At 67.6% G+C, this 25,164-nt stretch carries 28 protein-coding genes; 10 read left to right on the plus strand and 18 right to left on the minus strand.

The window, feature by feature from the left end:
- Positions 1-79: 79 nt before the first annotated feature.
- Positions 80-1,330, minus strand: coding sequence for a helix-turn-helix transcriptional regulator (locus TNCT6_RS32020; protein ID WP_172633118.1), 1,251 nt, complete (start codon positions 1,328-1,330; stop codon positions 80-82).
- A gap of 123 nt (positions 1,331-1,453) precedes the next feature.
- Here TNCT6_RS32020 and TNCT6_RS32025 point away from each other — a divergent pair, with 123 nt between their 5' ends.
- On the plus strand, positions 1,454-1,648 hold the full coding sequence (locus TNCT6_RS32025) for a hypothetical protein (RefSeq protein ID WP_141364623.1): 195 nt from the start codon (positions 1,454-1,456) through the stop codon (positions 1,646-1,648).
- Between the two features lie 11 nt (positions 1,649-1,659).
- Positions 1,660-1,863 (plus strand): hypothetical protein, encoded by a 204-nt coding sequence (locus TNCT6_RS32030; RefSeq protein ID WP_141364625.1) that lies wholly within the window; start codon positions 1,660-1,662, stop codon positions 1,861-1,863.
- A 134-nt stretch (positions 1,864-1,997) separates the two neighbouring features.
- Here TNCT6_RS32030 and TNCT6_RS41750 read toward each other — a convergent pair whose 3' ends face one another.
- The 3 genes from TNCT6_RS41750 to TNCT6_RS40170 all read right to left on the minus strand — a co-directional run bounded on the left by TNCT6_RS41750 (position 1,998) and on the right by TNCT6_RS40170 (position 2,994).
- Entirely contained in the window at positions 1,998-2,228 is a 231-nt protein-coding gene (locus TNCT6_RS41750) for a hypothetical protein (RefSeq protein WP_141364626.1), read from the minus strand.
- Between the two features lie 25 nt (positions 2,229-2,253).
- Positions 2,254-2,571 carry a hypothetical protein gene (locus TNCT6_RS32040; RefSeq protein ID WP_308789483.1) on the minus strand — a complete coding sequence of 106 codons (318 nt, stop codon included), beginning with the start codon at positions 2,569-2,571 and terminating at the stop codon, positions 2,254-2,256.
- Between the two features lie 276 nt (positions 2,572-2,847).
- Entirely contained in the window at positions 2,848-2,994 is a 147-nt protein-coding gene (locus TNCT6_RS40170) for a hypothetical protein (RefSeq protein WP_172633119.1), read from the minus strand.
- 192 nt (positions 2,995-3,186) lie between these two features.
- Here TNCT6_RS40170 and TNCT6_RS32050 point away from each other — a divergent pair, with 192 nt between their 5' ends.
- The gene (locus TNCT6_RS32050) at positions 3,187-3,699 is read left to right on the plus strand and encodes an immunity 21 family protein (protein ID WP_141363015.1); all 513 of its coding nucleotides are present in this window, start codon (positions 3,187-3,189) and stop codon (positions 3,697-3,699) included.
- Between the two features lie 103 nt (positions 3,700-3,802).
- On the opposite strand, the gene TNCT6_RS32055 is transcribed toward TNCT6_RS32050, so the two are convergent.
- The 4 genes from TNCT6_RS32055 to TNCT6_RS32070 form a co-directional block, all read right to left on the minus strand.
- Positions 3,803-5,002, minus strand: a complete 1,200-nt coding sequence (locus TNCT6_RS32055; protein ID WP_141363013.1) for a TniQ family protein — start codon at positions 5,000-5,002, stop codon at positions 3,803-3,805.
- A complete protein-coding gene (locus TNCT6_RS32060) occupies positions 4,999-6,045 on the minus strand; it encodes an ATP-binding protein (protein WP_141363011.1) in 1,047 nt (348 codons plus the stop codon). Before TNCT6_RS32060 ends, TNCT6_RS32055 begins: the two co-directional genes overlap by 4 nt.
- Complete coding sequence (locus tag TNCT6_RS32065) at positions 6,042-7,571, minus strand: Mu transposase C-terminal domain-containing protein (protein ID WP_253266450.1); 1,530 nt, start codon at positions 7,569-7,571, stop codon at positions 6,042-6,044. Before TNCT6_RS32065 ends, TNCT6_RS32060 begins: the two co-directional genes overlap by 4 nt.
- A 356-nt stretch (positions 7,572-7,927) precedes the next feature.
- Positions 7,928-8,680 (minus strand): TnsA-like heteromeric transposase endonuclease subunit, encoded by a 753-nt coding sequence (locus TNCT6_RS32070; RefSeq protein ID WP_141363007.1) that lies wholly within the window; start codon positions 8,678-8,680, stop codon positions 7,928-7,930.
- A gap of 712 nt (positions 8,681-9,392) precedes the next feature.
- On the opposite strand from TNCT6_RS32070, the gene TNCT6_RS32075 reads away from it, so the two are divergent.
- Positions 9,393-9,728: a DUF6233 domain-containing protein gene (locus tag TNCT6_RS32075; RefSeq protein WP_141364628.1), complete on the plus strand. Its 336-nt coding sequence runs from the start codon at positions 9,393-9,395 to the stop codon at positions 9,726-9,728.
- 46 nt (positions 9,729-9,774) lie between these two features.
- A complete protein-coding gene (locus TNCT6_RS32080) occupies positions 9,775-9,990 on the plus strand; it encodes a hypothetical protein (protein WP_141364630.1) in 216 nt (71 codons plus the stop codon).
- Positions 9,991-11,579: 1,589 nt separating this feature from the next.
- On the opposite strand, the gene TNCT6_RS32085 is transcribed toward TNCT6_RS32080, so the two are convergent.
- Positions 11,580-11,807, minus strand: coding sequence for a helix-turn-helix transcriptional regulator (locus TNCT6_RS32085; RefSeq protein ID WP_141364632.1), 228 nt, complete (start codon positions 11,805-11,807; stop codon positions 11,580-11,582).
- Complete coding sequence (locus tag TNCT6_RS32090) at positions 11,807-12,463, minus strand: DUF2975 domain-containing protein (RefSeq protein WP_141364634.1); 657 nt, start codon at positions 12,461-12,463, stop codon at positions 11,807-11,809. Before TNCT6_RS32090 ends, TNCT6_RS32085 begins: the two co-directional genes overlap by 1 nt.
- Positions 12,464-13,024: 561 nt before the next feature.
- Between TNCT6_RS32090 and TNCT6_RS32100 the strand changes: the two genes are divergently transcribed.
- Complete coding sequence (locus TNCT6_RS32100) at positions 13,025-13,453, plus strand: hypothetical protein (RefSeq protein ID WP_141364636.1); 429 nt, start codon at positions 13,025-13,027, stop codon at positions 13,451-13,453.
- Positions 13,454-13,613: 160 nt separating this feature from the next.
- On the opposite strand, the gene TNCT6_RS32105 is transcribed toward TNCT6_RS32100, so the two are convergent.
- On the minus strand, positions 13,614-14,528 hold the full coding sequence (locus tag TNCT6_RS32105; protein WP_141364638.1) for a Ku protein: 915 nt from the start codon (positions 14,526-14,528) through the stop codon (positions 13,614-13,616).
- A gap of 433 nt (positions 14,529-14,961) precedes the next feature.
- Between TNCT6_RS32105 and TNCT6_RS32110 the strand changes: the two genes are divergently transcribed.
- Positions 14,962-16,200 (plus strand): IS110 family transposase, encoded by a 1,239-nt coding sequence (locus TNCT6_RS32110; protein ID WP_141366996.1) that lies wholly within the window; start codon positions 14,962-14,964, stop codon positions 16,198-16,200.
- Positions 16,201-16,211: 11 nt separating this feature from the next.
- Here the strand turns inward: TNCT6_RS32110 and TNCT6_RS32115 are convergent, their stop codons facing one another.
- Positions 16,212-16,739 (minus strand): hypothetical protein, encoded by a 528-nt coding sequence (locus tag TNCT6_RS32115; RefSeq protein WP_141364640.1) that lies wholly within the window; start codon positions 16,737-16,739, stop codon positions 16,212-16,214.
- 254 nt (positions 16,740-16,993) lie between these two features.
- Between TNCT6_RS32115 and TNCT6_RS40175 the strand changes: the two genes are divergently transcribed.
- Positions 16,994-17,170, plus strand: coding sequence for a hypothetical protein (locus tag TNCT6_RS40175; RefSeq protein WP_172632748.1), 177 nt, complete (start codon positions 16,994-16,996; stop codon positions 17,168-17,170).
- 671 nt (positions 17,171-17,841) lie between these two features.
- On the opposite strand, the gene TNCT6_RS32120 is transcribed toward TNCT6_RS40175, so the two are convergent.
- The 4 genes from TNCT6_RS32120 to TNCT6_RS32135 form a co-directional block, all read right to left on the minus strand.
- On the minus strand, positions 17,842-18,180 hold the full coding sequence (locus TNCT6_RS32120; RefSeq protein WP_253266261.1) for a hypothetical protein: 339 nt from the start codon (positions 18,178-18,180) through the stop codon (positions 17,842-17,844).
- 183 nt (positions 18,181-18,363) lie between these two features.
- Positions 18,364-18,681 (minus strand): hypothetical protein, encoded by a 318-nt coding sequence (locus tag TNCT6_RS32125; RefSeq protein ID WP_141364642.1) that lies wholly within the window; start codon positions 18,679-18,681, stop codon positions 18,364-18,366.
- A 24-nt stretch (positions 18,682-18,705) separates the two neighbouring features.
- The gene (locus TNCT6_RS32130; RefSeq protein ID WP_141364644.1) at positions 18,706-19,029 is read right to left on the minus strand and encodes a hypothetical protein; all 324 of its coding nucleotides are present in this window, start codon (positions 19,027-19,029) and stop codon (positions 18,706-18,708) included.
- Between the two features lie 32 nt (positions 19,030-19,061).
- Positions 19,062-19,967 (minus strand): GH25 family lysozyme, encoded by a 906-nt coding sequence (locus TNCT6_RS32135; protein ID WP_141364646.1) that lies wholly within the window; start codon positions 19,965-19,967, stop codon positions 19,062-19,064.
- 137 nt (positions 19,968-20,104) lie between these two features.
- On the opposite strand from TNCT6_RS32135, the gene TNCT6_RS32140 reads away from it, so the two are divergent.
- The gene (locus TNCT6_RS32140) at positions 20,105-21,739 is read left to right on the plus strand and encodes an ISAzo13 family transposase (protein ID WP_141366922.1); all 1,635 of its coding nucleotides are present in this window, start codon (positions 20,105-20,107) and stop codon (positions 21,737-21,739) included.
- Positions 21,740-21,930: 191 nt separating this feature from the next.
- Positions 21,931-23,199 carry an IS256 family transposase gene (locus TNCT6_RS32145; protein WP_141366885.1) on the plus strand — a complete coding sequence of 423 codons (1,269 nt, stop codon included), beginning with the start codon at positions 21,931-21,933 and terminating at the stop codon, positions 23,197-23,199.
- A gap of 90 nt (positions 23,200-23,289) precedes the next feature.
- Here TNCT6_RS32145 and TNCT6_RS32150 read toward each other — a convergent pair whose 3' ends face one another.
- Together TNCT6_RS32150 and TNCT6_RS32155 are read right to left on the minus strand one after the other, a co-directional pair.
- Positions 23,290-24,390: an ISAs1 family transposase gene (locus TNCT6_RS32150; RefSeq protein WP_253266299.1), complete on the minus strand. Its 1,101-nt coding sequence runs from the start codon at positions 24,388-24,390 to the stop codon at positions 23,290-23,292.
- On the minus strand, positions 24,391-25,086 hold the full coding sequence (locus TNCT6_RS32155; RefSeq protein WP_141364647.1) for a DUF4190 domain-containing protein: 696 nt from the start codon (positions 25,084-25,086) through the stop codon (positions 24,391-24,393).
- Positions 25,087-25,164: the final 78 nt, after the last annotated feature.

The following is a 25,164-nucleotide window of genomic DNA, read 5'->3' on the forward strand; positions in this document are numbered from 1 at the left end:
CCTCCACGGCCACAGTGATCCGGCTCACATCTGTGACCGTAGGGGCACGCAGGGTTAACCGAGGACCGGAATCCGGTCCCTACGCGGCGAGGATGCCGATCTGCACCGCCAACTCCGAGGCCCGACGCCGACGCGCGGCCTGCTTCGACTCCGTCTCCTCGAGGACGATGCGCCGCGCGTAGCCGTTGTAACGGATCGTCTCCGGCGCAGCCTCGAACGCCTTCTGCAGCGTGGCGATCGCGACATCGGGCTGCCCATCGAGCTGGTAGCCACGGGCCTCCTCGATCCGGTGCCGCGCCCGACGCGGCCGAGACTTGATCACGGCCTTGTCCGCCTTGGCCGCCTGACGTACGGACTCACCGCCCTGGTGCAGTTCGACAGCGACGGTCACAGCGTGGGCGCCCATGATGGCCCTCGAGAACGACGTGACTGGGTGGTAGTAGTCGGCAGACAGCCGTGCGGCCATGGCGTTTGCCTTGTCCCAGTGATGCCAGGCGGTGCCGGTCTCACGGCGGCACGCTGCGGTATAGCCGAGTTCGAATTGCAGGGCGCCGGCGATGGCCAGGACGTCATCGGGTGCGTCGGGCAGGAGCGGGTCAAGGAAGCGCACGGCTTCGAGATTGATGGCGTCGGCGGCGTCGAAGTGCCGCGGTCCGGAGTCCCGGTGGGCCTGGGCAAGAAGCCAGGCCGCGACGCCAATAGCGTGCGGGTCTCCCGAGTCCTGGGCCGCGACCATGCCGCGCTCGGCGACGCGCCACAGCAGGCTTGCGTCGGGCTGGTAGGCGATGAAGAACTGCGACAGGGAGTATGTCTGCGCCAGCAGGGCCTGCGCGGCGCGCCGGTCTCTGGCGGAGTCGGCGTGGCGAGCCAGAGCTTGCGTGTCCCTGATCAGGTCGGGCAGCAACTTGCCGATGGCCTCGCGGTGGTTCTTCGCCCCGTGCCGCGCCTTCCACGCCGCGTCCAGCCGGGCCTCGAGGTGGGCCACCGGGGGCGGCTCCACGGTCGCGGCCAGGGAGAAGTTGTCGACGGCGGCCTTGACCGCGGCGAGGCGGGGGTGGCCGGGGCCGGTGAAGAGGGGAACGTGCATGTCGGGGTGGCCTGTCAGGTCGGAGAGGTTGCTGACCCGGAGGGCCTCGGCGATCCGCATCACCATGTCGAGCCCGGGTGGCTGCTGTTGCCCGTTCTCGATCTTCTTGAGGGTGTGCGGTGAGATGTCGATGAAGTCGGCTAGTTGTGCGCGGGTCATTCCCCGGCGTTCGCGCAAGACTTGCACCCGCTGGCCGAACTTCAGCGGATCGGCGTACGGGTCCGGGGTAGCATCAGATGGCACGGTCTCGCCCCTCTCTGAACAGCTTCGTCACTGTCAGGGTAGGGGCGGGACCTTTCTCGCGTGAGGACTCCGGGCACAGGCCACCGGGGTGTCCTTGTCAGAGCCACCTCGTAGGCTTCTGGTATGTCCCCCGACGTCCACGTCCCTGGTTCCGCGCGGCCGTCCGAGGTCGTGAACCAGGAGATTCGCGCCCTGGTCCGGGCATCCGGTGGCTGGCTGTACGGGGAGACGCGGGCCCGGTACGAGCTGCTTGTCGAGGAGTGGACCGTTGCCGTCGGGCGCGAGCGGATGCTCGGGGACGTCGTGAGAGCGGCGTAGGATCGATGCCCGTGGCAACCATCGACTTCCCCGCCGACCTAGTGGAGCTGGAACGCTCCGCCTGGGCTGCGCAGCAGGCCGGAACCCTCACCACCAAGCAGGCCGCCGCCGTGCACGAAGCCATCGGCACCTTCGCCGAGCAGGTCCAGCTGCCGCGACTCGACGTCGAGATGGGACTGAAGAAGGCCGTCCGACACCCGGCCGACAGCGCCTGACCTGCGGCGGGGCGGCAGCCACCACGTCGTCGGCGTCCGTGCCCACGGACAGTAGACGCCTCAGGACATACCACGGAGCGGACCGGCTCCTTCGGGCACCGGTCCGCTCCGCTACGTCTCGCTGTTAGTAGCGTCTAGCGGCCGCCGCGTCCGCCGCCGCCGCCGCGTCCGCCGCCGCCGCCTCCGCCGCCGTAGCCGACGCTGCGTCCGTAGCCGCCGCCGCGTCCGCCGCGTCCGCCGCCACCGCCGCGTCCGCCGCCACCGCCGCGTCCGCCGCGTCCGCCGCGTCCGCCGCGTCCGCCGCCACCGCCGCGTTCACCGTAGTCCCGGTTCAGCGTGGGGAAGAGTGCGTTGAAGATCGCCATAATTCCTCCTGCTGGAACTTGTCTCTCAGTGGTTACGTCCAGGAGCGGGAATTGGATGGCGATTTAGGTCAAAACGCGGCAAACATCCTCGCGGGCGGCGGACCTGGGCCTCGGTGCCGTCGATCCGCGGCACGACGCCCTTGGTAGCGGCGTACGCGAACACGTCCGCAAGCGTGCGAAGCCGCAGGTCGGGCTGGCCGGGAACGGCGAAGCCCCGTGCGGCAAGCAGTGGGCGGATCTCGTGAACGACGCGGGTGATTGGGGAGCGGTCCACGCCGTAGAACAGGGCCAGGGCGGCATATGGGAGTTGAAAGCGCAGCCCCGAATTCACCGTGGACGACACGACGCTAGCGGTTCTGGAACGCTTCCGTCTCATCACCGACCTTCGCCTCGCCGATTAACCATCCGCCTATCGCTCACCATTTCGTTGGCTCGGGCTGCTCACAAGGCCGGGGCGGCGAGTGGACAGGCGGTACTCCCCGGGCTCCGGCTGCGCGCTGCGGGCGTCGGGCAGCAGGCCGAGCGGGATCTCGTTCCGGTGGCGGCGCATGATCTGCCGCAGCGCACGAGTGCGGACCGGGTTCGGGCGGTGGGTCATGGCCTGCATCTTGGCAGACGGTCACGGCTCGTCTGGCCAGGTCGTCAACGTGGCGCCGGTGTCCTCGTCGGTGAGGGTGATGCGGGCGCCGCGCGTACTGCCGTACTCGGCGATCCAGTCGCGGAACTTCCCGCGCGTGGTTGTCTCGCTGCCCCACCAGCCGTGCATGGCCGGGCGGCCAGCGGCGGTGAGAGTGAGGTGGTAGCGATCAGTGTCCTTTGACAGTCAAGTTAGTCCGGTGCAGTGTCCTGGCCTGGGGCGACTAGGTTGGATGTCAAACGATCAGACCTGTCTGTGTGCCGGGACCGTAGGTGTCGCCTGCCCATGAGCGTTGTCACCGGTGGCCTGTAGCTTCCTCGCATGACCAGGTATGCAGATCCAGGTGCAGTCGAGTGGGTGGAGTCCGAAGGCGGGCCGTTGATCGTTGTGCCGGAAGTAGTCCTGTCTTCGTGGTCCGGTGCAGACAGCGACGAGTCTGAAACCGACTACGACAGAGCCTGCGGCGTCGACGGGTATGCCGGACTGGTGGCGGTCGGGCAGTCCCAGGCCCTGGTCCTCGGTGATGACCCCGCCTCGACGTCCTTCCTTCCGGAACGTGGCCTGTTCGTGCGGTGGTGCGCCGCCGAATCGGAGGAGGAGCTTCTCGGCAGCGTTGATGCCGCGCTCGCTGATGCCGCCTGGGAGCCTGAGCAACTTTGGGACGTGCCGGGGCCAGTGGTCTTGTTCGACTCGGCTTGGCCTGGTGACGAGTTGGAGCCAGAGAACCATCTGCGGGTGGATCTGGAGCCAGGGCGCTATTCGGTTCGTGCCACGTATGTGGAACCGAATCCGGAGACCTGGCTCAACCTGGTTCAGCTTCGACGTCTTCCGTAGCGATCGGCCAAGGCTGTCCGGCACCCGGTCTCCGAATCTGGTGACAACAAGCCTGTCTCGCCGACTACAAACGGGTAGGTCCGTTGTGGTGGATCAGTGATTCCTAACGCGTCTCGCCAAGGTCCGCTGCTTCTGCGAGGTGGTACCAGTCCTGGGTGGTCGCCCAGGACTGGTAGTCCCGGAAGATTCGGGCGAGGCCGTCCGGCTGTTCTCGTGTGGTGAAGAACTCCCCGATGAGCCGGTGGAGTGTGGTCACTGCCGCAATGTCGGCGGGCGCGGAGAGCGGGTAAACCCAGCCACCGGGGGCGAGGTGGCGGACGAGAACGGGCCAGGTCAGGTCGTGTCCCTTGCCGAGTCGGACGACGAGCCATTCCTGAAATCCGGTGAGCATGCTCCACGAGCTGCCGGCGTCGAGGCCAAGCAGGAAGGCTGTCGTAGTGGCGTAGGAGCCGTCAAGTCCGTGTCGTGCGGGGTCCCGGCGGATTGCGGTCAGCAGCGCCCGGTAGTGCTTGATCACGTTGCCGTAGAAAGGTAGTTGAGCGGCTGCAAGGAAGTCTCCTGAAGGCTGGCCGGGCTGCCGGGCCAGGGTGTCCGTGCTCCAGTGCGGATGGCTGGCGAGGTAGCGGTGGACGGTGGCGTAGGCGGCGGTGACACCGTGTTCGTCCAGCAGCTTTTCCCAGATCACCCTCATGGTGGGGAAGCGGCCGGCGTGGGCGGCGGCGTATTCGTCGAGGATGGCGTCGATTGTCGGGCCGATGCGTCCCTTGGCCGGGCCCAGGGTGGGAGGACGCTTCTTTCGGGGTGGAGGCGTGGGCGAGTTCAGGGCCTGGCGGACGGTGGCGGGGCTGACGTGGTGTCGTCTCGCCAGCTGCGAGACGGGGAGTCGTTCGGCCTCAGCGTCGCGGCGGATCGCCGCGAAGAGCGCTGGTTTGTCTGCGGCCTTCGTGAAGCTGCGCTTGGGCTTCTTGGGATCCGCAGGTTTCTGGCGCACCAGATCGGACAGGGCTCGTTCCAGAACGCCTTGCTGTCGTCCGGTGAGAGCGGCGAGCCGGTCAGGTCGTGGGCGTTTCCCGGGCCCGTAGTCAGGCGGTCCGGCAAGGTAACTGCGCAGGTAGCTGGGTTTGAGATGGTTCGCGAGGGCCAAGCGGCGGACGTAGGAGTCAACGGATTCTGCAGGCTGCGGGCGAACACGAACGGGAAGCGGAACCAGATGTTCGGCGAGGTGGGGGCGGACGGACGGATCGGTGTCTTCACCGAGTCCCGGTGAAGGCTGGATGGGAAGCCGTGCGGGTGCGCCGGTCACCTGGGGGCCTTCCTGGCCGGCTTCTTCTGGGTCTCCGCCGCGTGGTCCAGCGGGATCGCGGCGAGTCCTTCCTTGGTGACGCGCTCGGTGCCGCTCAGGATCGCGTCGATCGCGGCGCCCCGGATGGCGTGGGAGAGAGCTCCGATCATCCCGGCGGTCCGATCGTGGAGGTAGCGGTCCAGCTTGACCAAGGTGCCCGGCGGGTGGTCGTGCAGGAGCAAGGTCTCCTCCATGGTCGCCACCAGGCCCTTCCACTCGGCGCCGTAGGGGAACGGTCGGGTCGGGACGAGGGTGAACCGGCCCGAGATCTGAGCACCGCGGGTGCCGGCCAGGAGTTCGCTGGTCTCCAGTCCGATGCCCGCGTAGACGAACGTCGCGGGTATGCGTTCGGAGAAGTACTTCAAGGTGTCGGATACCTCCCCGCCGGCCCGGGTGACCTGCGAAACGTTGTGGATTTCATCGACGAGCACGAGGCCGGTGCGGGCATCGGTGCAGACGCCGACTACGGCTTCGATGATGTCCGTCATGTTCGACCGGGGCCGGACCGGAAGACCCAGGAAGCGGGCGAACTCGGCTGCGACCATGCGGGCAGTCGCCGCGGGCGGGACCGTGATGTAGAGGACGGGAATGCGGTCGGCGACGTTCGGATGGCGGGCCCGGTCGAGGAGTTCGTGGGCGCGTCCGAGCTGGGTGATGGCGCTGGTCTTGCCCGTGCCTGGCAGGCCGGAGACCATCAGGCCGCGGCGGGCGCTGATCGCGTGGCGGTTGAGCAGGACCAGGCGGCGGCCGCAGACCACGGTCTTCTCGACGAACGAGGTCGCGACCACGAGCATCCGGGCGTGATGGTCGAGACGGTCGTCGTCGTAGAGGTCCCGTTCGCTCGTTGACAACTGCTTCAGATCGCCAGGGGGCAGAAGATCCGGGGGCACCGGCGGGCCTTCGATCGACTTCCGCCATCCGTCCAGGGTGGTCAGCTGCCGGTTGGCCTCGGCATCCGCCTCGCCCAGCGCGGGGTGCCGGGCTGTCGGCTCCGAGATGGTCATGTGCGCCTCCAGGGGTTGGCGAGCGGGTTGAACAGGCCCAGAGGGATGACCTTGGCCACGTCGGTGTCCGCCTCCTCGTCGTGTGCGGGCTCGGAGGCGGGCAGGTCAGGGACTGGCCGGTCGGTGGCGGTGGCCCGGGTGCGGGCAGCGACCCGCCGGTCACGCCGTGAGGGTTTGGCCGAGCGGCCCTTCTCCTCAGATGGGCCGCTGTGGGCGCGCAGCAGCAGGGCCGCGGCAGCATCGGCGATCTGTTCCTCGGTCCCGTCCGGGACTTGCGCGCGGGCGTGGTCCCAGGCCATCTCACCGAAGGGGACGCCGACGCGGTGCAAGTGCTTCCAGAACACCGTGACCCACTGATCTGTCTCTCCGCGGCGGTCGCGTACCCAGACTCGGGAGAGGTCGTAGGGGTCGTAGTGGATCTCCCACATCCCCTTCTTTTCCACCACCCCGGAGTGCTGGCGGCGCAACGGGGCCAGTTCGCGGCCGTCGTAGGTGCGGTGGTTGATCCGGATGCCGTAGGAGTTGACCGCCTGCCAGCGTTCGGGCAGCAACTCAACGTAGTCCTCGCCGCTGAGAGGGGCCGGCACGTAGCCGCATGATTCCAGCAGGGTCGCGTACTTCTCGTTCGGCGAGAACGCGCGCTTCGGTGAGTCCGGGTCGCGCAGTGCATCGTGCGGCCGGTTCTGCCAGACGGCGACGATCCACTCGTCCAGCAGGCTCTGCAGCTCGGGCAATGACCACAGAGGGCCGTTCTCCAGGCCCCGCCCGCGGCGATCCACTGACCGGCCGGTGTAGCCCGCGACGAACTGTGCGAACAGCGTGGCCACTGAGCCCAGTGTTTTCTCGATCGTGCCCTTCTCGAAGGGAGACGCCTTGTGAGTCGGCTGAAGGCTGATGCCCAAGTAGCGGCAGGACGCCCGGAAGTTGTTCGAGATGAAGACCTTGCCGTGGTCACAGACGATCGTGTCCGGCACGATCACCGGCCTTGCGGCCGCGTGCTCCAGCCGCTCGTCCAAGCCCAGCAGCCGCCGGTGCGGCAGTGCCGACCTCGACATCCGAAGCGCTTCTGACCAGCCAGGACGCATCAGCTCAGGAGTGACGCTCCGGGCCAGGAGAGCAGAAGCATCAGCCGCTTTCGTCGTTGGCCGTAGCACCGCAGCGGGAAGGGACCTGGTCGCCAGGTCGACCATTCCTGTCAGTTCGACCTTCTCGGCGATCCCCTCGTCCAACCGCACCAGGACGTCCAGCGGCGTGGAGTCGATCTGCATCCACTCGCCCGGCGCGCAAGCGGGCACTTCCCCGAACGGTCCGGCCGGCCGCGCGGTCACCGAACGGCGGGTGGTCGCCGAGCCCGTCGCATGGGTGCCGATGGCCATCTTGTCGAACAGCCGGTAGAGCGTGCGCTGTGAGGGAACCTCGATGTCCGCCGCGTCCTCACGGGCTGCCAGAATCTGCGTCGCCCGCCAGACCACGAAGCCGATCGTCTTCGACGATGCCTCGGCCGTCTCGGCGATTGCCTGCTGCATTGCCTCGGTCACTGCCGGGGCGACCCTGCCGAAGGCCGGCATCCGCTTGGCGGACCGGCCGTCGGCCAGTCCGACCAGGCCGTCGCGCTGGTAACGCTGGCGCCGCTGCTTGATGCCGCTGGCCGACATCGCATGGCCGGCCGCCGTCAGCTCGGCAGCCTTGGCCCGCTCGCGCTGGGCAAGCGAGTTCACTCTCGGGTCGAACTCCGGCCTTGGGGAAGTCCCCTCGGGCGCATCACGAGGCAGCCCGTCCAGGACCTCGAGAATGTGGTTCTCCCACCAGAGAGCCTGGCCAGCAGCCGTCTCGGGGAACTCCGCGATCCTGGCCGTCGGAGGAACCCGCCGCCCTTTCCCCGTCACCGGACACCTCCACTCGTCAGGCGCACGATCGTGGACGGGCCAAGCAACTCCACCGTCATCTCCTCGGCGGTCAGCTCCTGGAGCCAAAGCAGATGGAAGAGTGCGGGCAGCGTCGCGAGGCGGTCTCCGGCTGCCTCCGCGCCGGCCATCAACGGAGACGGGGCCGCGAAGACCTCCCGGAGCCGGTCCGCAATCGGGCTGTTCAAGCACCTGGGGTGCCGGTAGCGCGACAGCCACCGGACATTCGCCAACAGCACTCTCTCCGGCACTCCGACCCGATCGAAGCCCCAGCCGGCCTGATCACAGGCCAGACGGGTCACCTCGAACGCCTCAGCGTCCTTCGACTCGATCCGGTCGTCCGCGCGAACATCGACCACCACCGCCGAGCCGTCTACCCGGCGCACGAAGTAGTCCGGAGCGTGGCGACGCTCCCGCTTGCCGTCGTACCAGTGCAGCCAGAACGGCTGCGAGGCGATACCCGCCACCGTGGAATCGAAGTCCATCAGCAGGAGCCGGTCCCGTTCCAGCCACGATTCGAACCCCACATGCTGCCCGGTCGTCGCCGCCCAGTACCAGCCAGGGAAATGACGCTCGCCTCGCGACCAGCGAAAGCGCCGCACCGGAGCGATGTCCTCGAAGCGGGCCGTCACACAGTCCAGCAGCGGACGCCTCAACCGCTCGCGTGCAGCCCCCACGTACGACAGCTCGACACGCGCTTCTACCGACTCCACCCCAACCGGCACAGCCACCCAGCACCCCCCAGCCCGTCGCCCCGGTGCGACTAGGTTCGCTGTCAAGGAAGCCGAAACGACTGGGTTCGCTGTCAAACGCCTCGATTGGATGACAACGGACAATCAGGTGCGGGTTGTCCGGTGCCACTGAACCTTGACCGTTTGCCACCGAACTTTGACGAGCGGTTGTTTCCTGCCACTGAAGTTTGACCGGCTGGGACTCGGGGCGACTTGTAGGGGCAGTGGGGGCGCCGGCAGAGGTCGACGACGGCCTGCTGCTACGTTTTCGGCCCCTGCCGAGTTGAGGCTGTCAGCCGCCTGTACCCGATCACCGCGCGAACCAAGATCGCCGATAGGGCGGCGCCGACCGCAGCAAGACAGCCTCGTTCCCACCAAGTCACTCCGGGGCCTGGGCCAGTGAACGCAATAATCAGCATGAACGGCCCCGAGAGGAGCAGCGTGAATATCCGCCAGTTCGTCCACTCGGACCACGACTCTCGTTGCCGACCGTCGATGTCCACGGGAAAGATCCAGGCGGCAAGCCGCATGGACCGCCATGGCTTGGAATCGTCTTGTCTGGCACCAGGCATGGAAACGAGTGTCCCAGACAGCGGGTGCCGCGCGCATCGTGGTGCCGGTCAAACTTCAGTGGCAAGCGGCCAAGGTTCAGTGGCACCGGACACGGGTCCGGTGGTTTGCGGTGTCACCCCCCGATCATAGAATCGAACGTGTGAACGACTTGCCGCCGGACTTGCCGCGCCTCCGCACCCTGGAGATGTGGCTCGCACTGTCCCTGGACCGAGTCCGGGGGGAGATCGCGGCGGCCGAGCGGCGGGAAGCTGAGCGGCAGCGCGGCGAGCAGGTCCGGCCCCCGACGCCGGACTGGATCCTCGAGCGCGGCCTGAACCGCGACAGCCCGCCCGTCGCCGTCCACGTCGGCGGCTGCCACATGGCAGGCAAGCGCTGGAACGGCGTACCAAGGGACCTCGCGCTCCGGGCGCTCGCCGAAGGGGTTGAGGCATGCGGGCACTGCCGGCCGGACGCCGAACTCGGATACCTCGACTGACCCACGCCGTGATGCCGCTCCCACGGTCCGACCGCAGGATGGTGGCATGGCTGCTCGCGTGATCGTGGAACCGCCCGGAGAGGGGGGCGGCCGACGGGTGCGTGCCGACGGGACCGTCCTCGGCATGGCGTACAGCCTGCATGACCTGTCGGTCTTCATGGAGAGGGCCGGCCTGGAGGGCCTGGACGAACTCGACGTGGCGATGACGCCCCTGGTGGAGTGGCACGGCGGCGGGCCCGAAGAGTGGCCAGCGACGGATTGACGCAGAACCAGGCCGGGGCTGAGACGGCACAGCCGAGGTCAGAACAGTGCCTCCGGCGGGGGATCGGCCGGCACCGGGATGGAGGGGGCGCCTTTCCCGGCCGCAGGCACATCGTGGCGAGCGTGGGGAGCTCCCATCCCGTCCACCGTCGACCCAGGCAGAGCCGAGCAGACGCGGCCCAGGGCGTCAAGGTCGTTCGTACAGTGGCGCGCTCCACCTTGACGCCCCTGAACCACGCCCGCTCCACGGTGTGTGGGTCGACGGCGGACGGGATGGGAGCGAGTGAGTGGTGGGTGCAGGAAGTGGGAAGGCCCATGCCACACTCAGGAGGCCCGGTTCACGGGCGTACCTGACTCGGGAGTGCGCATGGACCCGCGCTTTAAGAGACTTGGCAACGGCCTGATGACCTGCATCGCCATGGCCTGGTTCGGCTACCAGGCCCTATATGGCGACGGGCTGCTACGGATCGGTTCCACCGTCATGTTGGTGATATGCGTGATCGGGACTGCAAGCGCGGTCCTCAACGACATCCGCCCTCGACCGAAGCGACGCCGATCCCGTGAGCGGGAAGCTGGTTGAAATGCCCGTGCCGCCACTTGCCAGTGGCCGGGCCGTCTGTGGGCCGTGCGAGGCGAACCGGCGTTGACAGATGATGACAACTAGTCGCTGGATCTTCGCTGGTCAGAAGGTAGGAGACACGAAAGCGGCGCACGTGGAAGACTTGGCGCATCACTTCCAGAAGAACTGACGAGGCATGATGCGCAGGTCGGCGAACGTACACACGGGAGTTGGGTAGGTTGGCTCGCCGTCGGCTGAGCACTCAGACTGGGACCACACCCCGCAAGCCTCGTCGTAGCCAGTCGTTTCAGCAGTTCCTCGCATCGATGGAACCAGCTGATCCGCCCGAACAGTGGATGTCCGTTGTCGAGACTGGTGTGATCGACGAGCACGCCGGAGCTTGGTGGCAGTTGAAGCGTGGTCCTCTGGACGTTCGAGTGGCTCGGCGATTGGCCGACTCAGCATCGTTGATGGTCGTTGGGCACGCGGCAAGTGCGAGGTTCCAGGATGTCCCCGTTGACCAGCGCGCCGAGACCTGGACGCGCGCAGAGGAGCGCTACGAAGGTCCGGGAGGGGCTATCAAAGGCCCGGATTGGCCGATCGAGCCGGTGTATAACGCGTACGAGTTTGAGTCGGACGACGGCCGTTCGATGTTGCTCCTGGATGAGACTTGCTAAACCTGTACAGCAGCGAGGTACGGCAACCGCTGCGAGCGCAGAGGATCAGCAGTAGCCCTACCTGGCTGTCCGACCAGCGCAACGACGGTCAGCGACCGTCGCGTCCGTAGTTTGGGGCGAGGAGGCTCTGTGCCCTTCACGTGGCCGATCACACGGGATGCGGCAGGGACTCACGGGGAACGACAGCCACACCGACGCCCCGGCCCAGGTCAGAAGCCTCCCAGGTCAGCACCCACCCACGTACGCGATCTTCCAAGCTGGTGCTCCAATAGCAGTGACCGCGGCCCACTTGATTGAGCCCTGAGGCCCCACCGGTAGTGCACTGTTGGGGTGCGGTAACGGCTCGCCGACTGCTCAGTGCGGGCGGTAACCGAGGAGATCGCCCGGCTGGCACTCCAGCACCTCGCAGAGGCGACTCAGGGTGCTGAACCGCACGGCCCTTGCCCTGCCGTTCTTGAGGATCGACAGATTCACGTGGGTGACTCCGACCCGGTTGGCGAGTTCCGTCAAGGTCATCCCCCGCTCCGCGAGCAGCCGGTCGAGATGGACCTCGATCGCGTGCTCCTGCTTTTCCTCGGACATCAGACTGTCCCGTCGAGGTCTTCGCGCATGGTGATGCCGACGCGCATGATCCGGGCGAAGGAGAGGACGCCGAGGCCGGCGAGGATCGCCATGAAGGGGACGTCCCACGACCACAGTCCGGAGAGAGCGCTGATGTCACTGTTGAGACTCAGGGAGGCGATGAGAGCCTTCTCGACCATGGAGGTGGCAATCGCGGTGAGCACACTGCCTGCCAGTGTCCACCAGCCCAGCCTGCGCAGCCGCTCTGCGGTCTGTGTGGTGTAGAGGCCGTCGCGCGCTGCACTTCGGATCACCCAGAGGGCAAGCAGGAGCGCTCCAACGACGAAGATGAAGGGCGCCAGTTGGGTTGCGGTGTTGAGCAGGCTCTGCACCGTACTCGGGGCTTCAGTGCAGTACTCCGGGTGGGCGTTCACGTTGAACGTGGCTCCCGGTGCCGGTGCGAAGCGCGGGATCGGCTGCTCATCGACGTTGATCACCGTGGCGGCATCCGTGGCACAAATGTACTTCTGGCCGATGCCGAGAACAGACCCGCCGTCGGCGAACAGCGAGGCGAACAGTCCCATGCCCATCAGCGTCGCGAGCAGCATCAGGACGCTCGTAACCCCCGTCGATATCGGCTCCAGAGGATTGCGGACCTTCGACATGACGACACCCACCCCTATCGATTATCGATGTTATCGAAAGACGATACAGAGGTCTGCGTGGACTCGGCAACCCCGTGGTCACACGCCATTAGCTCTCCGGCGGCTCCCCCTTGTGGTGCGTGCGGTCACCGCTGTGGTGCTGCGCACGTTCGGCGCGTACGAGGTCGTCGAGCCCGGCGGCGACTTCGCGTTGCCTGCTCTCGCCGGAGTGCCGATAGGTCAGCTCCGCCTTCTTGGAGGAGCGTCGGCTGCGGCGTGAGGCTCATGCCCAGAACGCGGCCGCGAAGCGAGCTGTACAGCAAGGAAGTACAGCAACCACAGCAACCAGCCTCGACCAGTAGTGCCTCCGAGGGCCATGAAGTGGCCTGTACGACCGACACCGACCGATCCACATAGAGCTACGGATCGGGGGGTTGCAGGTCCGAATCCTGCCGGGTGCGCACAGACCGGAGGCCCTGGAGAGATCCGGGGCCTCCGGCGTTTCAGAGGTAAGAGGCTCCCGGCCGAAGTCGCAGCGCCGGCCGCTCTGTAGGGTGCGGCACACACTGGGGCGGGGTAGCTACTGGGGGAGTCATGAGCGGCATGAAGGCTCATCAGCACATCGATGTGCGACCGTGGCACGTCTTTGCGTTCGGCTCGGCGCTGGGGTTGGCCGCGCTCTACGAGCGGGTGCAGGGCTTTCGGTCGGGCCGCCAATACGTGCTGTGCCACCAGTCACCAGCTCTGAACCACATCACGCTCGTGGCTCTCGCACTGGTCGCAGGAGCCTTCCTGATAGCCGTGGTCGGCGCGGGGACAGCGACCGTGAGGAGCAGGCCTTCGCGCTCTCCGTTTCTCATTGCTTGCATGGTGGCCGCCCTAGCCCTCGTGGTGGCAGCCGACAGGGTGGACGCCGGCGGCGAGCAGTGGGCAGCGAAGATGGCGGCCGAGCCCTTCAGAGGGAACATCTGCGACTACACGCCGCAGGTCTACTCGGCCACTCCCGGTTGGTTCTCTTGGTGATCAGCCACAGGCGGTGATGAGAGGGATGGGTCTGTACTCGACGCCTTGGATCATCTGCACGGCTTGGCACGCGGCGATCGCTGCGCCTCACCATGAGCTCGGCAGACAGCCCGACGCCACCGAGCACCCCCCCCAGGACTCCGATCAGCATGACCGACGGCTAGGCGCTGCGCGGTTTGCGGGCTGGCTTCTTCGCAGCGCTCTTCTCCCCACCCGCCTTCTTGGCCGGCTGCTTCTTCGCGGCCTTCTTCTTCGGCGCCGGCATATCGTGCACGTCGGCCTCCCTCTCACCGCGCGCGGCCTTCGCTTTCTCCACGGATGCGTTCAGGGCGGCCATCAGGTCGAGCACCTGCCCCGGCTCGGCCTCCGGCTCCGGCACCGCGGGCGGCTCCCGGTGCTCGCGCTTGGCCTCGATGATCTGCTCCAGGGCCTCGGTGTACGTATCGCGGAACTCATCGCCGGAGAGGTCGTCGCGCGCCATCGTCTCCATGAGCGCCAGAGCGCCGTCGATCTCGTCGTCGCTGACCTGGACCGCGGGCGGGGCGACCTCGGCAGAGTCGCGGATCTCGTCCGGCCAGCGCATCAGGTGCAGGACCAGGACGTTGTCGCGAACCCGCAGGATGCCGAGGCGCTCCCTCCCATGCCACGCCCACTTCGCAACCGCCACCCGGGACGAGCGGCCGAGGGCCTCCCGCAGGAGCTTGTACGGCTTGGCCGCGACCTGCCCGTCCGGGGCCAGGTAGTAGCCCTCGCCGATCCGGATTGGGTCGATGGATTCCAGTGGGAGGAATGCCTCGATCTCCACGGCCTTAGCGGTGGGGAGCGGCAGGTTGCTGAGTTCGGCGTCGCTGATGGGGATGACCTGGTCTTTCGACCACTCGTAGCCTTTGCCGATCTCGTCCTGCGTGACCTCGCGGTTCTCCAGCTCGCACACCTTGCGCACGCGCACCCTGCCCATGTCCTCTAGGTGGTACTGGTGGAAACGGACGCTGTGGTCTTCGGTGGCGGACTGGAGGTGGATCGGCACCGTGACCAGGCCGAAGCTGATCGCACCGCTCCAGATGGTTCGGGGCATGGCAGACCTAATCCTCTTCTAAGGGCAGCGTGGAAGAGGCCGGTGTCTTCGACGATTCGAATCAGGACTACGACACGCTGTCGCCACCAGAGTTGGTAAGTGTTGGCTGTCGATGGCGTCGAGTGGACTCCATGCGGAGATCGCGCCCTTGAGGCCTTATGGCAGACCGAGGAGCACTCGGCGCTACCGATGGTCAACACCTACGCCTTGATCACTCGTTTGAGTTTGTGGTGCGAGCCCGCCGCACGGTGACTTCTTCATAGACCCGAGTCACCAGAGCTCCCTGCCAGACCGAGGCCCGTGCGACGAGCTGGTGCCACGAACGGCTGCTGAGGTGGCGGACCAGCCATCGCGCTGAGTCCTGGGATTAGGTCGACGCGTGGCCCGCATGTGCTCGTGACCAGGCTAAACCGTGAGCTACAAGGAGGGCATCTTGATCTACTGCGGCATCGACTGGGCCGAGCGTACACACGACGTCGCCCTGGTCGACGACAGCGGCCAGTTACTGGCCAAGCGGCACATCACCGACGATGCCGCGGGTTACAAGATGCTTCTGGACCTGTTGGTCGAGTACGGCGACAGCCAGGAGAACCCGATCCCGGTCGCGATCGAAACTTCCCGAGGCCTGCTAGTCGCCGTGCTGCGGACCGGCAAGCGGCAGGTGTTCGCGATCAATCCGATGGCGGCCGCCCGTTACCGTGACCGGCATTCGGTTTCACGGAAGAAGTCCGACCCCGGCGACGCCCTGGTGCTCGCGAACATCCTCCGGACCGACATGCACGCCCACCGGCCACTGCCCAACGACAGCGACCTCGGCCGGGCTGTCACCGTCCTCGCCCGTGCTCAGCAGGATGCACTCTGGAACCGCCAGCAGTTGTCCAACCAGCTCCGTTCGCTGCTGCGTGAGTACTACCCAGCCGCCCTGGCGGCCTTCGAGCCCTGGCGCAACGGCCTGTGTCGGCCGGAGGCCCGGGAGCTTCTGAAGGTGGCCCCGACGCCGGCTCGGGCGGCGCGGCTGACCCGCACGCAGCTGGAAGCCGCGCTCAAGCGGGCCGGCCGCAAGCGCAGCATCACGGTCGAAGCTGAGCGACTCCGTGCCGTCTTCCGCGACGACTACGCGCACCAGCCGCCGCTGGTCGAGGACGCACTGGGCAAGCAAATGCTCGCCCTCCTGGTCCAGCTGGAGGCCGCCTGCACCGCCGCCGACGACCTCGCCGAGGCGGTCGAAGAGGCCTTCCCCCAACACCCGGACGCTGAGATCATCCTCAGCTTCCCCGGCCTCGGCGTCCAGCTCGGAGCCCGGATGCTCGCCGAGATCGGAGACGACAAGACCCGCTTCACGGACGCCCGCGGTCTGAAGTCATACGCCGGCGCCTCTCCCATCACCAGGGCCTCCGGCAAGAAGTCAACTGTCACCCGCAGGTGGGTGAAGAACAACCGCCTCAACCACGCCGGCTACCTCTGGGCCTTCGCCTCCCTCACCGCCTCACCCGGCGCCAAGGCCCACTACCGCAGGCGCCGAGACGAGCACGGGGACTGGCACGCAGCCGCCCAAAGGAACCTCTTCAATCGCATGCTCGGCCAGCTCTACCACTGTCTCCAGCACGGCCGCCGCTTCGACGAAGCCGTGGCCTTCCCCGCCCCAGCTTCTGCGGTCGCACGGGTGGCCTGAACGCGGGAATCTCACAGAAGTCCGGCGGCCCGCCGAAGCTTCTTCCGGCTGTCCGGGTTGATCAGGCCCTCTGGCAGCATCGCCACCACACTCGCGTGTTGCGCGAACACGGCCCTGCACCGCTCGCGCTCGGGATGATCGCTGTCGCTGCCGAACCACAGGGCCATGGCCTCGTTGCCAGAATCGATCGGCTCGGAGTAGTCGGCGACTGTGACCAGACGATCCAGCAGTCCGGACCGCTCGGGAACCTGCGGGTCGCCTGCGAGACGAAGCAGAAACGGTAGGACCTCCGGCATGGCCGGGTTCATCTCGGCGATGCTGAACATGGTGTTGGTGAGCACACGCTGGGCCTCGGCCGCAGCGGCCTGATCGAGAAGGCCGTACAGCAGGACCGGGAGCGCGGCAGGACACCCGGGAAACTCCGACCAGCGGACCTCTTCACACCCGTGGAGGGCAGGATGCTCACGGCTGGCATCAGCTGCCTGCGGATACTCGTAGAGGAACCGAGCGATCGCCGCATCCTTGGCGGCCACATCCATCCTGCACACCTGTCTGGTCCCCCGTCCCGTCGCCATGAGCCCCGAGCTCCGCGTCAACCGCACTCTTGCGCGACCGGAGATACGCACGCAAGCCAAGACAACGAGCCGACAGTGTTCGATTCCCCAGACGCCCACAGCCGCTCGGCTTGACGAGTTAGGCGCCTGAGGTGTCTCCGCAGCAGACCCCGAGCAGCATCAGCGTACGCCGCGGCGCGGAGCGGGGCGTTGTCAGTGCCACCCGCCATGATGTTGGCATGATGCAGAACTACGCGCTCACCTGGACCACCCCCGACGGCAAGCCGCGGGCCTCCGCCGTCGCCTACGACGAGGCCAGCGCCGGGCACCGCAAGACCGATCTCGAGGTCGCCGGCTGCACCAGCGTGGAAATCGTGCCCGTAAAGCCCGGCCACCTCCCCTATGTCCAGGCCTGACGGTCGAGCAGCCGGAACCCGCCCCGCGGCACTCCCTCAACCGCTACCTTGGCGGCCACCGTGCACACCTCTGGGGGGATCGTGAAGTACGTCTGGCTCGCGTTGGCCATCCTTCTCGCCTGTCTCACGCTCGGGGCAGTCAGCAGCCTCGTGCGGCGTGGCGACCCGTTCGACCTTCTCATGGCCTTCATCCTCGGCGCGGGCACAGTCGCCAGCGGGCGACGCGCGTCAGTGCAGCGCGACCCGCGACTCGACGACAGCCAGCCGGACCGACCCTGGCATCGGTGACACGACAGCGCCCACCTCGACGGGGGATGCGAGGTGGGCGTAGGGCACAGTGTGCCACAGGCAGGACCGCCGTGTCCCGCGTAGCGTGTCCGCACCCGAGCCGAGGGAGGGACCATGAACGACGACACCACCTGGGGATAGACCCACGAAAGAACGCCCCCGCCTCCACGCCCGCAGGCAGAGAAACGGGGGCGCAACGAGTCTCACTCAGGCTCGTCGTCCGGCGGCCAGTCCGGCTCCCGGAACAGGCCCTCCCACTGCGGCCGCTCCAGAGACGGCCGAGCGGACCTACCAGCAGCAGCCGTCGCCTCCTTCACGGTCCTCGCTGGCCGCGGAGGCCGCTCAACTGCACGCATCCGAACTCCCTTCACACGGGCAGGCGCCTACTCGGCATCCTCCGGCGGTGGCGGCGGAGCGATCGGCCGCTGCGCCCGGCGCACCGTCCGCGTCGCCAACACCAGCAGACCGCTGATCACCAGCAACAGGATCACCCGCGCCACACGCAGGAACGGAGCGGCAGGCGAGTGGATCCCCACCAGAGTGATCGTCACCGTGTACGCGCCCAGACCGAGGATCGTGGCCACGAAACAGATCAGATACCAGCCCATCGCAGTCGTCCGCCACGGGCGGATCCGTGCGTACGTCACCAGGAAAACACCCGCGACGACCACGATCAGCCCCGACGCCCCCGCATTCACGATCATCGACCACGTCAGCGTCACAACGGGCGCCTCCCCTCATACGTCGCGCGGATCAACTCCCCGAGGTGATTGCGCTGCTGCACCCCCCGCAGGAGATCTGCCGCCGCCTGCACGGCCGGCCCCCGCGCCTCCCCCCACAGCCGATCGTGCTGCGCCCGCTCCAGAGCCGACGCCGCGGCCTGCTGCCCGCGGGTCGGCTTCCGCTTACGAGACACCGCCTGGCGTAGACGCCCCATCCACCTCCGCACCCGAGCTCACCCCCTGACCGTCCGGCCGGGGAAGTGACGTCAGGATGTGGCCCGCAGTGCGTGAGAGCTCCAGCAGCTCACCAACCTGCTGCTGGGCCACCTGCCGGGCCTTCTCGGATTCCGTGTGAGCCTGGCGCCAGGTGTCACGCTCCTGCCTCATGTCGAGGTAGAGCCGCCGCGGGACGAGCTTGCCCGTGAGCACGAGCAGGACGGCCAGCCCGAGGAGGCCGGTGGTGCCCACCGTTGCCCAACCGGCCCCGATCAGCTCGCCCACGCGCGCCTTCCTTTCCACTCGGGGTTACGCGCCGGGCTCGACCGCCGCGTGCCTGCCGCCACCCGTTGAGGTGGCCCGCTCGATCCCGGGCGCGATCCCGGACGGCCGCCACACGGTGTGGTAGGCGATGCCGATCGCGATCGCAGCGGCGAGCATGCAGGTGACGATCGGCTTGCCGGAGAAGTCGCCGTTGAAGTAGGCGGTGCCCAGACCGACAGCGACCGCGACGGCAAGCATGAGCAGGCCCTTGACCGCACCGGTCCACCGCGGCTGCGCCACGATCGCGATCACGGGCGGCAGGACGTAGCCGAGGGCCGCAGCCCACAGCTCGGCATTCGTGAGAGGCATGAAGAACTCCGGGTTGAGTCGATGGGACAGGGCTACTTGCGGCGGAGGCCGTTGGCGACCTCGTAGGCGTACTGCCAGGTCTTGGGGCCGGTCAGGCCGTCGGCGGGCCCGAGTGCGGACAGGTAGTGCCGCTGCAGCGCGGCGACCTTCTGCAGGTCGAGGGCGGTCATGGTCCGGGACGGGCCGACCTTGTAGGCGGGCCCCCAGTTGCCCTTGTCGAGCCACTTCTGCAGCTGGAGCGCGAAGTCGTTGTGCGCGCCGAGGACGAACTTGTCCCGGCCGGGGAACGGCGGAGTGGAGGTCGTCGCGGTGCCCTGCGCCCACGCGCGCAGGTCGGCGGCGGACATGTAGCAGATGGACCGGTCGAGCGGGGTCGACGTGAACTGCCAGAACAGCGGCGAGCGTCCGCTGGGCGCCGGCCGGGTCGCCGCCTCGGCCTTCGTGTACGCGGCCGCACCCCACGGATACGCCGGGTACCAGAGCGGCACATCCGCCGGCACGTGACCGTAGGAGATGTCGTCCGCGCTGGTGTAGACGCCGACGCGCTGCCCGGGGAATGCTTTCTGCACCGCAGCGATCCACGCGGCCGCGTACGCCTTGATCTGCGCCGCAGTGCGCCCACGATAGTTGCGGCCGTCGCTGTAGCGCTCGAGGTCGAGCCAGTGCAGGAAGCCGGGCCCGGCGTAGGGCTTGACGGCGGCGATGTAGTTCGCGGCCTCCACTGCGGCGTCCTGGTTCGGCCACCCGAAGTGGTACGCGCCCGGGACGAGCCCGGCCGCTTGGATGCCCTTGATGTGGGTCGCGAACTTGCCGTCGTGAGACTTCTGTCCCTCCGACGCCTTGGCGAACGCGAAGACGACGCCATCCTTCGCGTGCTTGGTCCAGTCCTGTCCGGCCTGGTAGGCGGAGACGTCGACGCCTCGGCAAGTGCTGGTCATGAGGTGCCTCCAGGGCATAGAGAAAGCCCCTCGGAGGGGAGGGGCTTGGGAGACAGGGAGTCGCCGAAAAATAACTTCGGTGTCTTGTAGGGCTGTTGGGGCCTTAGGGTGCTGCTGTGGTGGAGGGGATCGAGGCGGTGCTGGCGGAGAAGTTCGCCCGGTTGTTGCCGCATCTGGACGAACGACGGCGCCGGCTGGTGCTGGGAGCGGACGCGCGGGCTCTGGGGTATGGCGGTGTCCGATTGGTCGCTCGTGCTGCCCGGGTGTCGGAGGAGACGGTCTCGCGCGGGGTGGCGGAACTGGTCGGCGGGCCGGGGCCCTCGGGCCGGGTGAGGCGGGAGGGCGGGGGCCGGAGACGTCTGCGCGAGAAGCACCCCGGTCTGTTGCCGGCCCTGCTGGCGCTGGTGGAACCCGACCAGCGGGGTGATCCGGAGTCGCCGCTGCTGTGGACGACGAAGTCGACACGGAAGCTGGCGGGTGAGTTGACCGCCCAGGGATTCCGGGTGGGGTCCGACACGGTTGCGGCCCTGCTGAAGGAGGAGGGCTTCTCCCTGCAGGGCACCAGCCGGACGACCGAGGGAGCCCGTCATCCGGACCGGGACGCCCAGTTCCATTACATCAACGGCCAGGTCCAGGAGTTCACCGGAGCCGGTGAGCCGGTGATCAGCGTGGACGCCAAGAAGAAGGAAGTACTGGGCGACTACGCGGTTATCGGGCGGGAGTGGCATCGCAGCGGTGAGCCGGTGAGGGTGCGGGCCCACGACTACCCCGAGAAGAACGCGCAGAAGGCAGTCCCGTACGGAATCTACGACCTGTCCGCGGACACCGGCTGGGTGTCGGTGGGCTGCGACGGCGACACCTCCGCGTTCGCGGTGGCCACGCTCCGACGCTGGTGGGACGGCGAAGGCCGGCACCGATACCCGCACGCGACCCGTCTGCTGATCACCGCCGACGCCGGCGGCTCGAACGGCTACCGGGTGAAAGCGTGGAAGAAGGAACTCGCGGACTTCGCCCTCTCGGCGGGCCTGACCGTAACGGTCTGCCACTTCCCTCCGGGCACGTCGAAGTGGAACAAAATAGAGCACCGGCTCTTCTCACGCATCAGCACGAACTGGCGCGGACGCCCGCTGACCAGCCATGAGGTCGTCGTCAACACCATCGGCGCGGTCACCACGAGCACGGGCCTCACTGTCCACGCCGAGCTCGACCCCGGCCAGTACCCCACCGGCGTCACCGTCCCCGACGAGGTCATGGAGCGCCTCCCGCTCACCCCCCACGAGTGGCACGGCACCTGGAACTACACGCTGCGTCCCGAACCCCTCGCCCCACCGGCTCCGCCGCCGCCCCGCGACCCGTCCTTCGGCCGGTTCCCACCTGGGGACAAGACCCCTGCCTGGCTCCGGCACCCCAGCCTCACCGGCCTGGAAACCCCGGCTTTCGACGACCTCGTCACCCGCTACCGCGGCTACCTCGCCGAACACCCCCCGATCCTGCTTCCCGGCAAACGCCCCGACGGCGGTCCCGGCGCAGGCGGCCGACGCCTGTCCGCCGCCGACCACATCGTCGTCCTCCTCCTCAAAAAGCGCTGGTCCATGACCCACGCACTACTCGCCGAAACGACCGGCCTGACCAAGACAAGGATCGGCTCCACCATCCGGGACGCCGCCTCAGTCCTTACCGCGCTGGGGGAAACCGTGCCCACCGGCCCTCTCACCGTGACCACGGCCGAACAACTCGCCGCCATCGCCGGACACGACCTCACACCCCCGTAACCCATCAAGATCGAGAAGTTATTTTTCGGCGACTCCCAGGGTCATTGCATGAGGGAGTGTCATGAATCAGGTGTGATCTTCCCCGAAGGAGTCACCTGATGAGTACGACGACGGATCACCGGATCGAGACCCTGGGCAGCGTGTCGCTTGCCGTGGCCGACGGCAGTGTCCAGGGTGCCGACGTGAAGTCGATGCCGGTGTCGCCGAACGGTCTGTCCAGCGAACTGCTGGAGGAGCTGGCCGCGCTCGCGGCCGAGAAGGTCCGCGGGGAGGGGCTGAGACTGATGGGCGAGGGCGGGCTGCTGCCCGAACTGGCCCAGCATCTGATGCAGGCCGCCCTGGAGGCCGAGATGGACGAGCACCTGGCCGCCGAGGCCGGCCGGGTCGGCGGGCGCGGATCTCGCTCGGGCGGCAACATGCGCAACGGCTACCGGGCCAAGAAGGTGATGACGGAGGTCGGCGCCGTGACGGTGCAGGTCCCCAGGGACCGGCTGGGTACCTTCCGGCCCCGGATGCTGCCCGTGTACGCCCGCCGCACCGGCGCGCTGGACGACCTGGTGATCTCGCTGACCGCGAAAGGCCTGACCTCGGGCGAGATTGTCTCCCACCTCGCCCAGACGTACGGAATGACGACCACGAAGGAGACCATCTCCACGATCACCGACAAGGCCCTGGAATCGATGGCGGAATGGCGCACCCGCCCCCTCGATCCGGTCTACCCGGTCGTCTTCATCGACGCCGTGCACGTCAAGATCAGGGACGGTCACGTCGCCAACCGGCCCATCTACGTGGCCATCGCGGTCACCACCGACGGCTACCGCGAGATCCTCGGCCTATGGGCCGGGAACGGAGGGGAAGGCGCCAAGTACTGGCAGACCGTCCTGACCGAAATCAAGAACAGAGGCGTCCGGGACGTGCTCATGCTGGTCTGCGACGGACTGAGCGCCCTGCCCGACGCGGTGAACACCGTCTGGCCCCAGACCGTCGTGCAGACCTGCGTGGTCCACCTCATCCGCGCCAGCCTGCGCTATGCCTCCCGCCGCGACTGGGCCGACGTCGCCCGCGACCTCAAGCCCGTCTACACCGCCGTCAACGAGGAAGAGGCCCGTGCACGGCTGGCCGACTTCGACGCCACCTGGGGCAAGCGCTACCCGTCGATCGCGGGAACCTGGGAACGGGCCTGGAGCGAGTTCGTGCCCTTCCTCGGCCTGCCCGACGCGATCCGGCAGGTCGTCTACACCACCAACGCGATCGAGTCCCTCAATGCCCGCTACCGGCGGGCGGCCCAGGCCTGCGGGCACTTCCCCAACGAGCAGGCCGCCCTCAAACGCCTCTACCTTGCCACCATCGCCCTCGACCCCACCGGCCGCGGCCGCCAGCGCTGGAACAACCGCTGGAAGTCCGCTCTCAACGAGTTCGACGTCCTCTTCGACGGCCGGCTCACCGCCGGAAGAGTGTAGGCCGAACAGCCCACCGAACAACTCGTAGGCCAAACAGACGAATCACACCTAATTCCTGATAGACCCTTGCATGAAGCCGATTGATCCTTTTCATCCGGTGAGGCCGAGCGCGGTCAGGGGGCGTCCGTAGTCGCGGGCGGCGTGGCGGAGGGCGGCGGCGATGTTGGTGTGGCCGTCCTGGCGGTGGAGACCGATGGCGAGGTTGCGTAGGCTGGCCATGGTGCGGGGCAGTTGGGCGGTGCGGACCTTGGAGTCGTCCTCGCGGAAGGTCCGGTCACGAACATGGTGCAGAAGGTTCTCGATGCCCCAGTGCCCCCTGATCCAGGAGGCCAGTTGCTCCCCGGTGGCCGCGCCCGGCGGCAGGCTGGTGATCAGGTAGACACGCTCAATGGTGAGCTTGCCGCTGCCCAGCTCACGGCGCCAGCGCACGACTTGCAGGGCCTGGCGGGCGTCTGGATAGTCCAGGTGCGCGAATGCGGCTGTCTTCAACCGTCGGATCTCCATGCGGGCGCGGGCGCGGGCGCGGGCGCGGTCGTAGTGGTCGAGCGTGATCTCACGCCAGGGCAGGCGGCGCAGTCGGTCATAGAGGCCGGGGTGGTTCTTCTTGACGATCGCCACGTAGTGGGCGTCGCGTGCGCGCAGGTAGGTTCCGTGGTCGTGCTGGGTGTGCAGGGCGTCGGCGGTGATCACGCTGCCGGTCAGGTCCACGGTGTCGAGCAGTGGGGCGAAGGCGGGGATCTCGTTGCTCTTGTCGGCGACCTGCCGCTGGGCGAGCACGCTGCCGGCGTGCTCCATCGCCGCCAGCAGCACCACCGCCGCCTGGGCTGCGTGGCGTGAGCCGCGCAGCGTCTTGCCGTCCACTGCGATCGCCCGCAGCACTGGGCGCTTGCCGACAGTGTCCTCCGGCCGCCTGGCGCGGGCCGCAAGGAAGGCGCCGATCGTCTCATCCAGCACATCGCCATCGAGCCGGGCGAGCAGGCGCCGAACGGTGGCTGGGTGCGGCACCGGCACAGCGCCGGTCAGCGGATCGGGCGCGAAGCCGCAGGCGCGCAGTGCCCACCGCGGAGCATCAGCGATCCACTCGCCGACCGCGGCCAGGGAGCGGGCGCCGGCAATGCGGCGGCCCCGCTGCGACGGGGGATTGCGCGGCGGGGCCTGGGGGTGGTCGTCAGCGTCGCACGACGTCAGCAATCAGAAGGCGGTTCGGGACGCCTTGATGGCTTTACACTCGAGCTTCTTGGCGTCCTTGATCTCGTCCGCGTTCACCAGCGCACCAGCGTTCTTGTCGGTGAACTTCTGGCCCGGGGCGAGGTTCTCGGCGGTTGACATGAAGTCGTCGACCTTCTTGCCGTCGGCCAGGACCTCGCCCTCAACGAAGTACGAGTATCGGCGGTCGCCGTTGTTCGCGTAGTCGACGTGGATGGCCATCTCCTTGATGTCGAAGTCGCCGGTGACCACGTCGCACTTAGTGACCTTGAAGTCCTTCATGACCTCGGACTCCTTGGCGCCGCCGGTCTTGGACTTACCGTCGCCGACGGTGGCGGAGTCATACGACTTGTCCAGCTCCTCACTGGCCTTGTCGACAGCGGAGAAGAACAGGGCGTTCATGGCGAAGAACATGATGATCGCTACGGCCGACGTGACGAGGCCGGTGATGCCAGCACCCTTCCCCTTGTGGACCTTGCCCGCCTTGGACAGGCCGATGGCGCCGAAGATGATGCCAAGGATCGCGAGCGGCCAGACGACGACGTTGAGGACGGGGACGAAGCTGACTACGACGGCGATGATGCCGAGGACGAGTGCGGTGGTGGCCAGGCCGTTGCTGCCGGGCTGCTGGGGCTCGCCGTAGCCGGGCTGCTGGGGCTGGGGCGGGTACTGCTGGTTCATGGTCCCCCCTGGGACTTGCGTTGTGGCTTGCTGGTGTGTGACTCGTGAAGGAGATGTGTGGTTGCGTTCATCCGGTGT

Source organism: Streptomyces sp. 6-11-2, from assembly GCF_006540305.1.
GTDB lineage: Bacteria > Actinomycetota > Actinomycetes > Streptomycetales > Streptomycetaceae > Streptomyces.

Coding starts and splice junctions, on each gene's coding strand:
- TNCT6_RS40170 (WP_172633119.1), bottom strand. CDS start 2,994: ATGCACGGCTGGTGGGGCAGCGAGACAACCACGCGCGGGAAGTTCCGC.
- TNCT6_RS32135 (WP_141364646.1), bottom strand. CDS start 19,967: ATGACCAGCACTTGCCGAGGCGTCGACGTCTCCGCCTACCAGGCCGGA.
- TNCT6_RS32100 (WP_141364636.1), top strand. CDS start 13,025: ATGAGCGGCATGAAGGCTCATCAGCACATCGATGTGCGACCGTGGCAC.
- TNCT6_RS32145 (WP_141366885.1), top strand. CDS start 21,931: ATGCCGGTGTCGCCGAACGGTCTGTCCAGCGAACTGCTGGAGGAGCTG.
- TNCT6_RS32050 (WP_141363015.1), top strand. CDS start 3,187: ATGACCAGGTATGCAGATCCAGGTGCAGTCGAGTGGGTGGAGTCCGAA.
- TNCT6_RS32060 (WP_141363011.1), bottom strand. CDS start 6,045: ATGACCATCTCGGAGCCGACAGCCCGGCACCCCGCGCTGGGCGAGGCG.
- TNCT6_RS32130 (WP_141364644.1), bottom strand. CDS start 19,029: ATGCCTCTCACGAATGCCGAGCTGTGGGCTGCGGCCCTCGGCTACGTC.
- TNCT6_RS41750 (WP_141364626.1), bottom strand. CDS start 2,228: ATGGCGATCTTCAACGCACTCTTCCCCACGCTGAACCGGGACTACGGT.
- TNCT6_RS32025 (WP_141364623.1), top strand. CDS start 1,454: ATGTCCCCCGACGTCCACGTCCCTGGTTCCGCGCGGCCGTCCGAGGTC.
- TNCT6_RS32155 (WP_141364647.1), bottom strand. CDS start 25,086: ATGAACCAGCAGTACCCGCCCCAGCCCCAGCAGCCCGGCTACGGCGAG.
- TNCT6_RS32105 (WP_141364638.1), bottom strand. CDS start 14,528: ATGCCCCGAACCATCTGGAGCGGTGCGATCAGCTTCGGCCTGGTCACG.
- TNCT6_RS32115 (WP_141364640.1), bottom strand. CDS start 16,739: ATGGATGTGGCCGCCAAGGATGCGGCGATCGCTCGGTTCCTCTACGAG.
- TNCT6_RS32080 (WP_141364630.1), top strand. CDS start 9,775: ATGGCTGCTCGCGTGATCGTGGAACCGCCCGGAGAGGGGGGCGGCCGA.
- TNCT6_RS32085 (WP_141364632.1), bottom strand. CDS start 11,807: ATGTCCGAGGAAAAGCAGGAGCACGCGATCGAGGTCCATCTCGACCGG.
- TNCT6_RS32065 (WP_253266450.1), bottom strand. CDS start 7,571: ATGCAGCAGGCAATCGCCGAGACGGCCGAGGCATCGTCGAAGACGATC.
- TNCT6_RS40175 (WP_172632748.1), top strand. CDS start 16,994: ATGATGCAGAACTACGCGCTCACCTGGACCACCCCCGACGGCAAGCCG.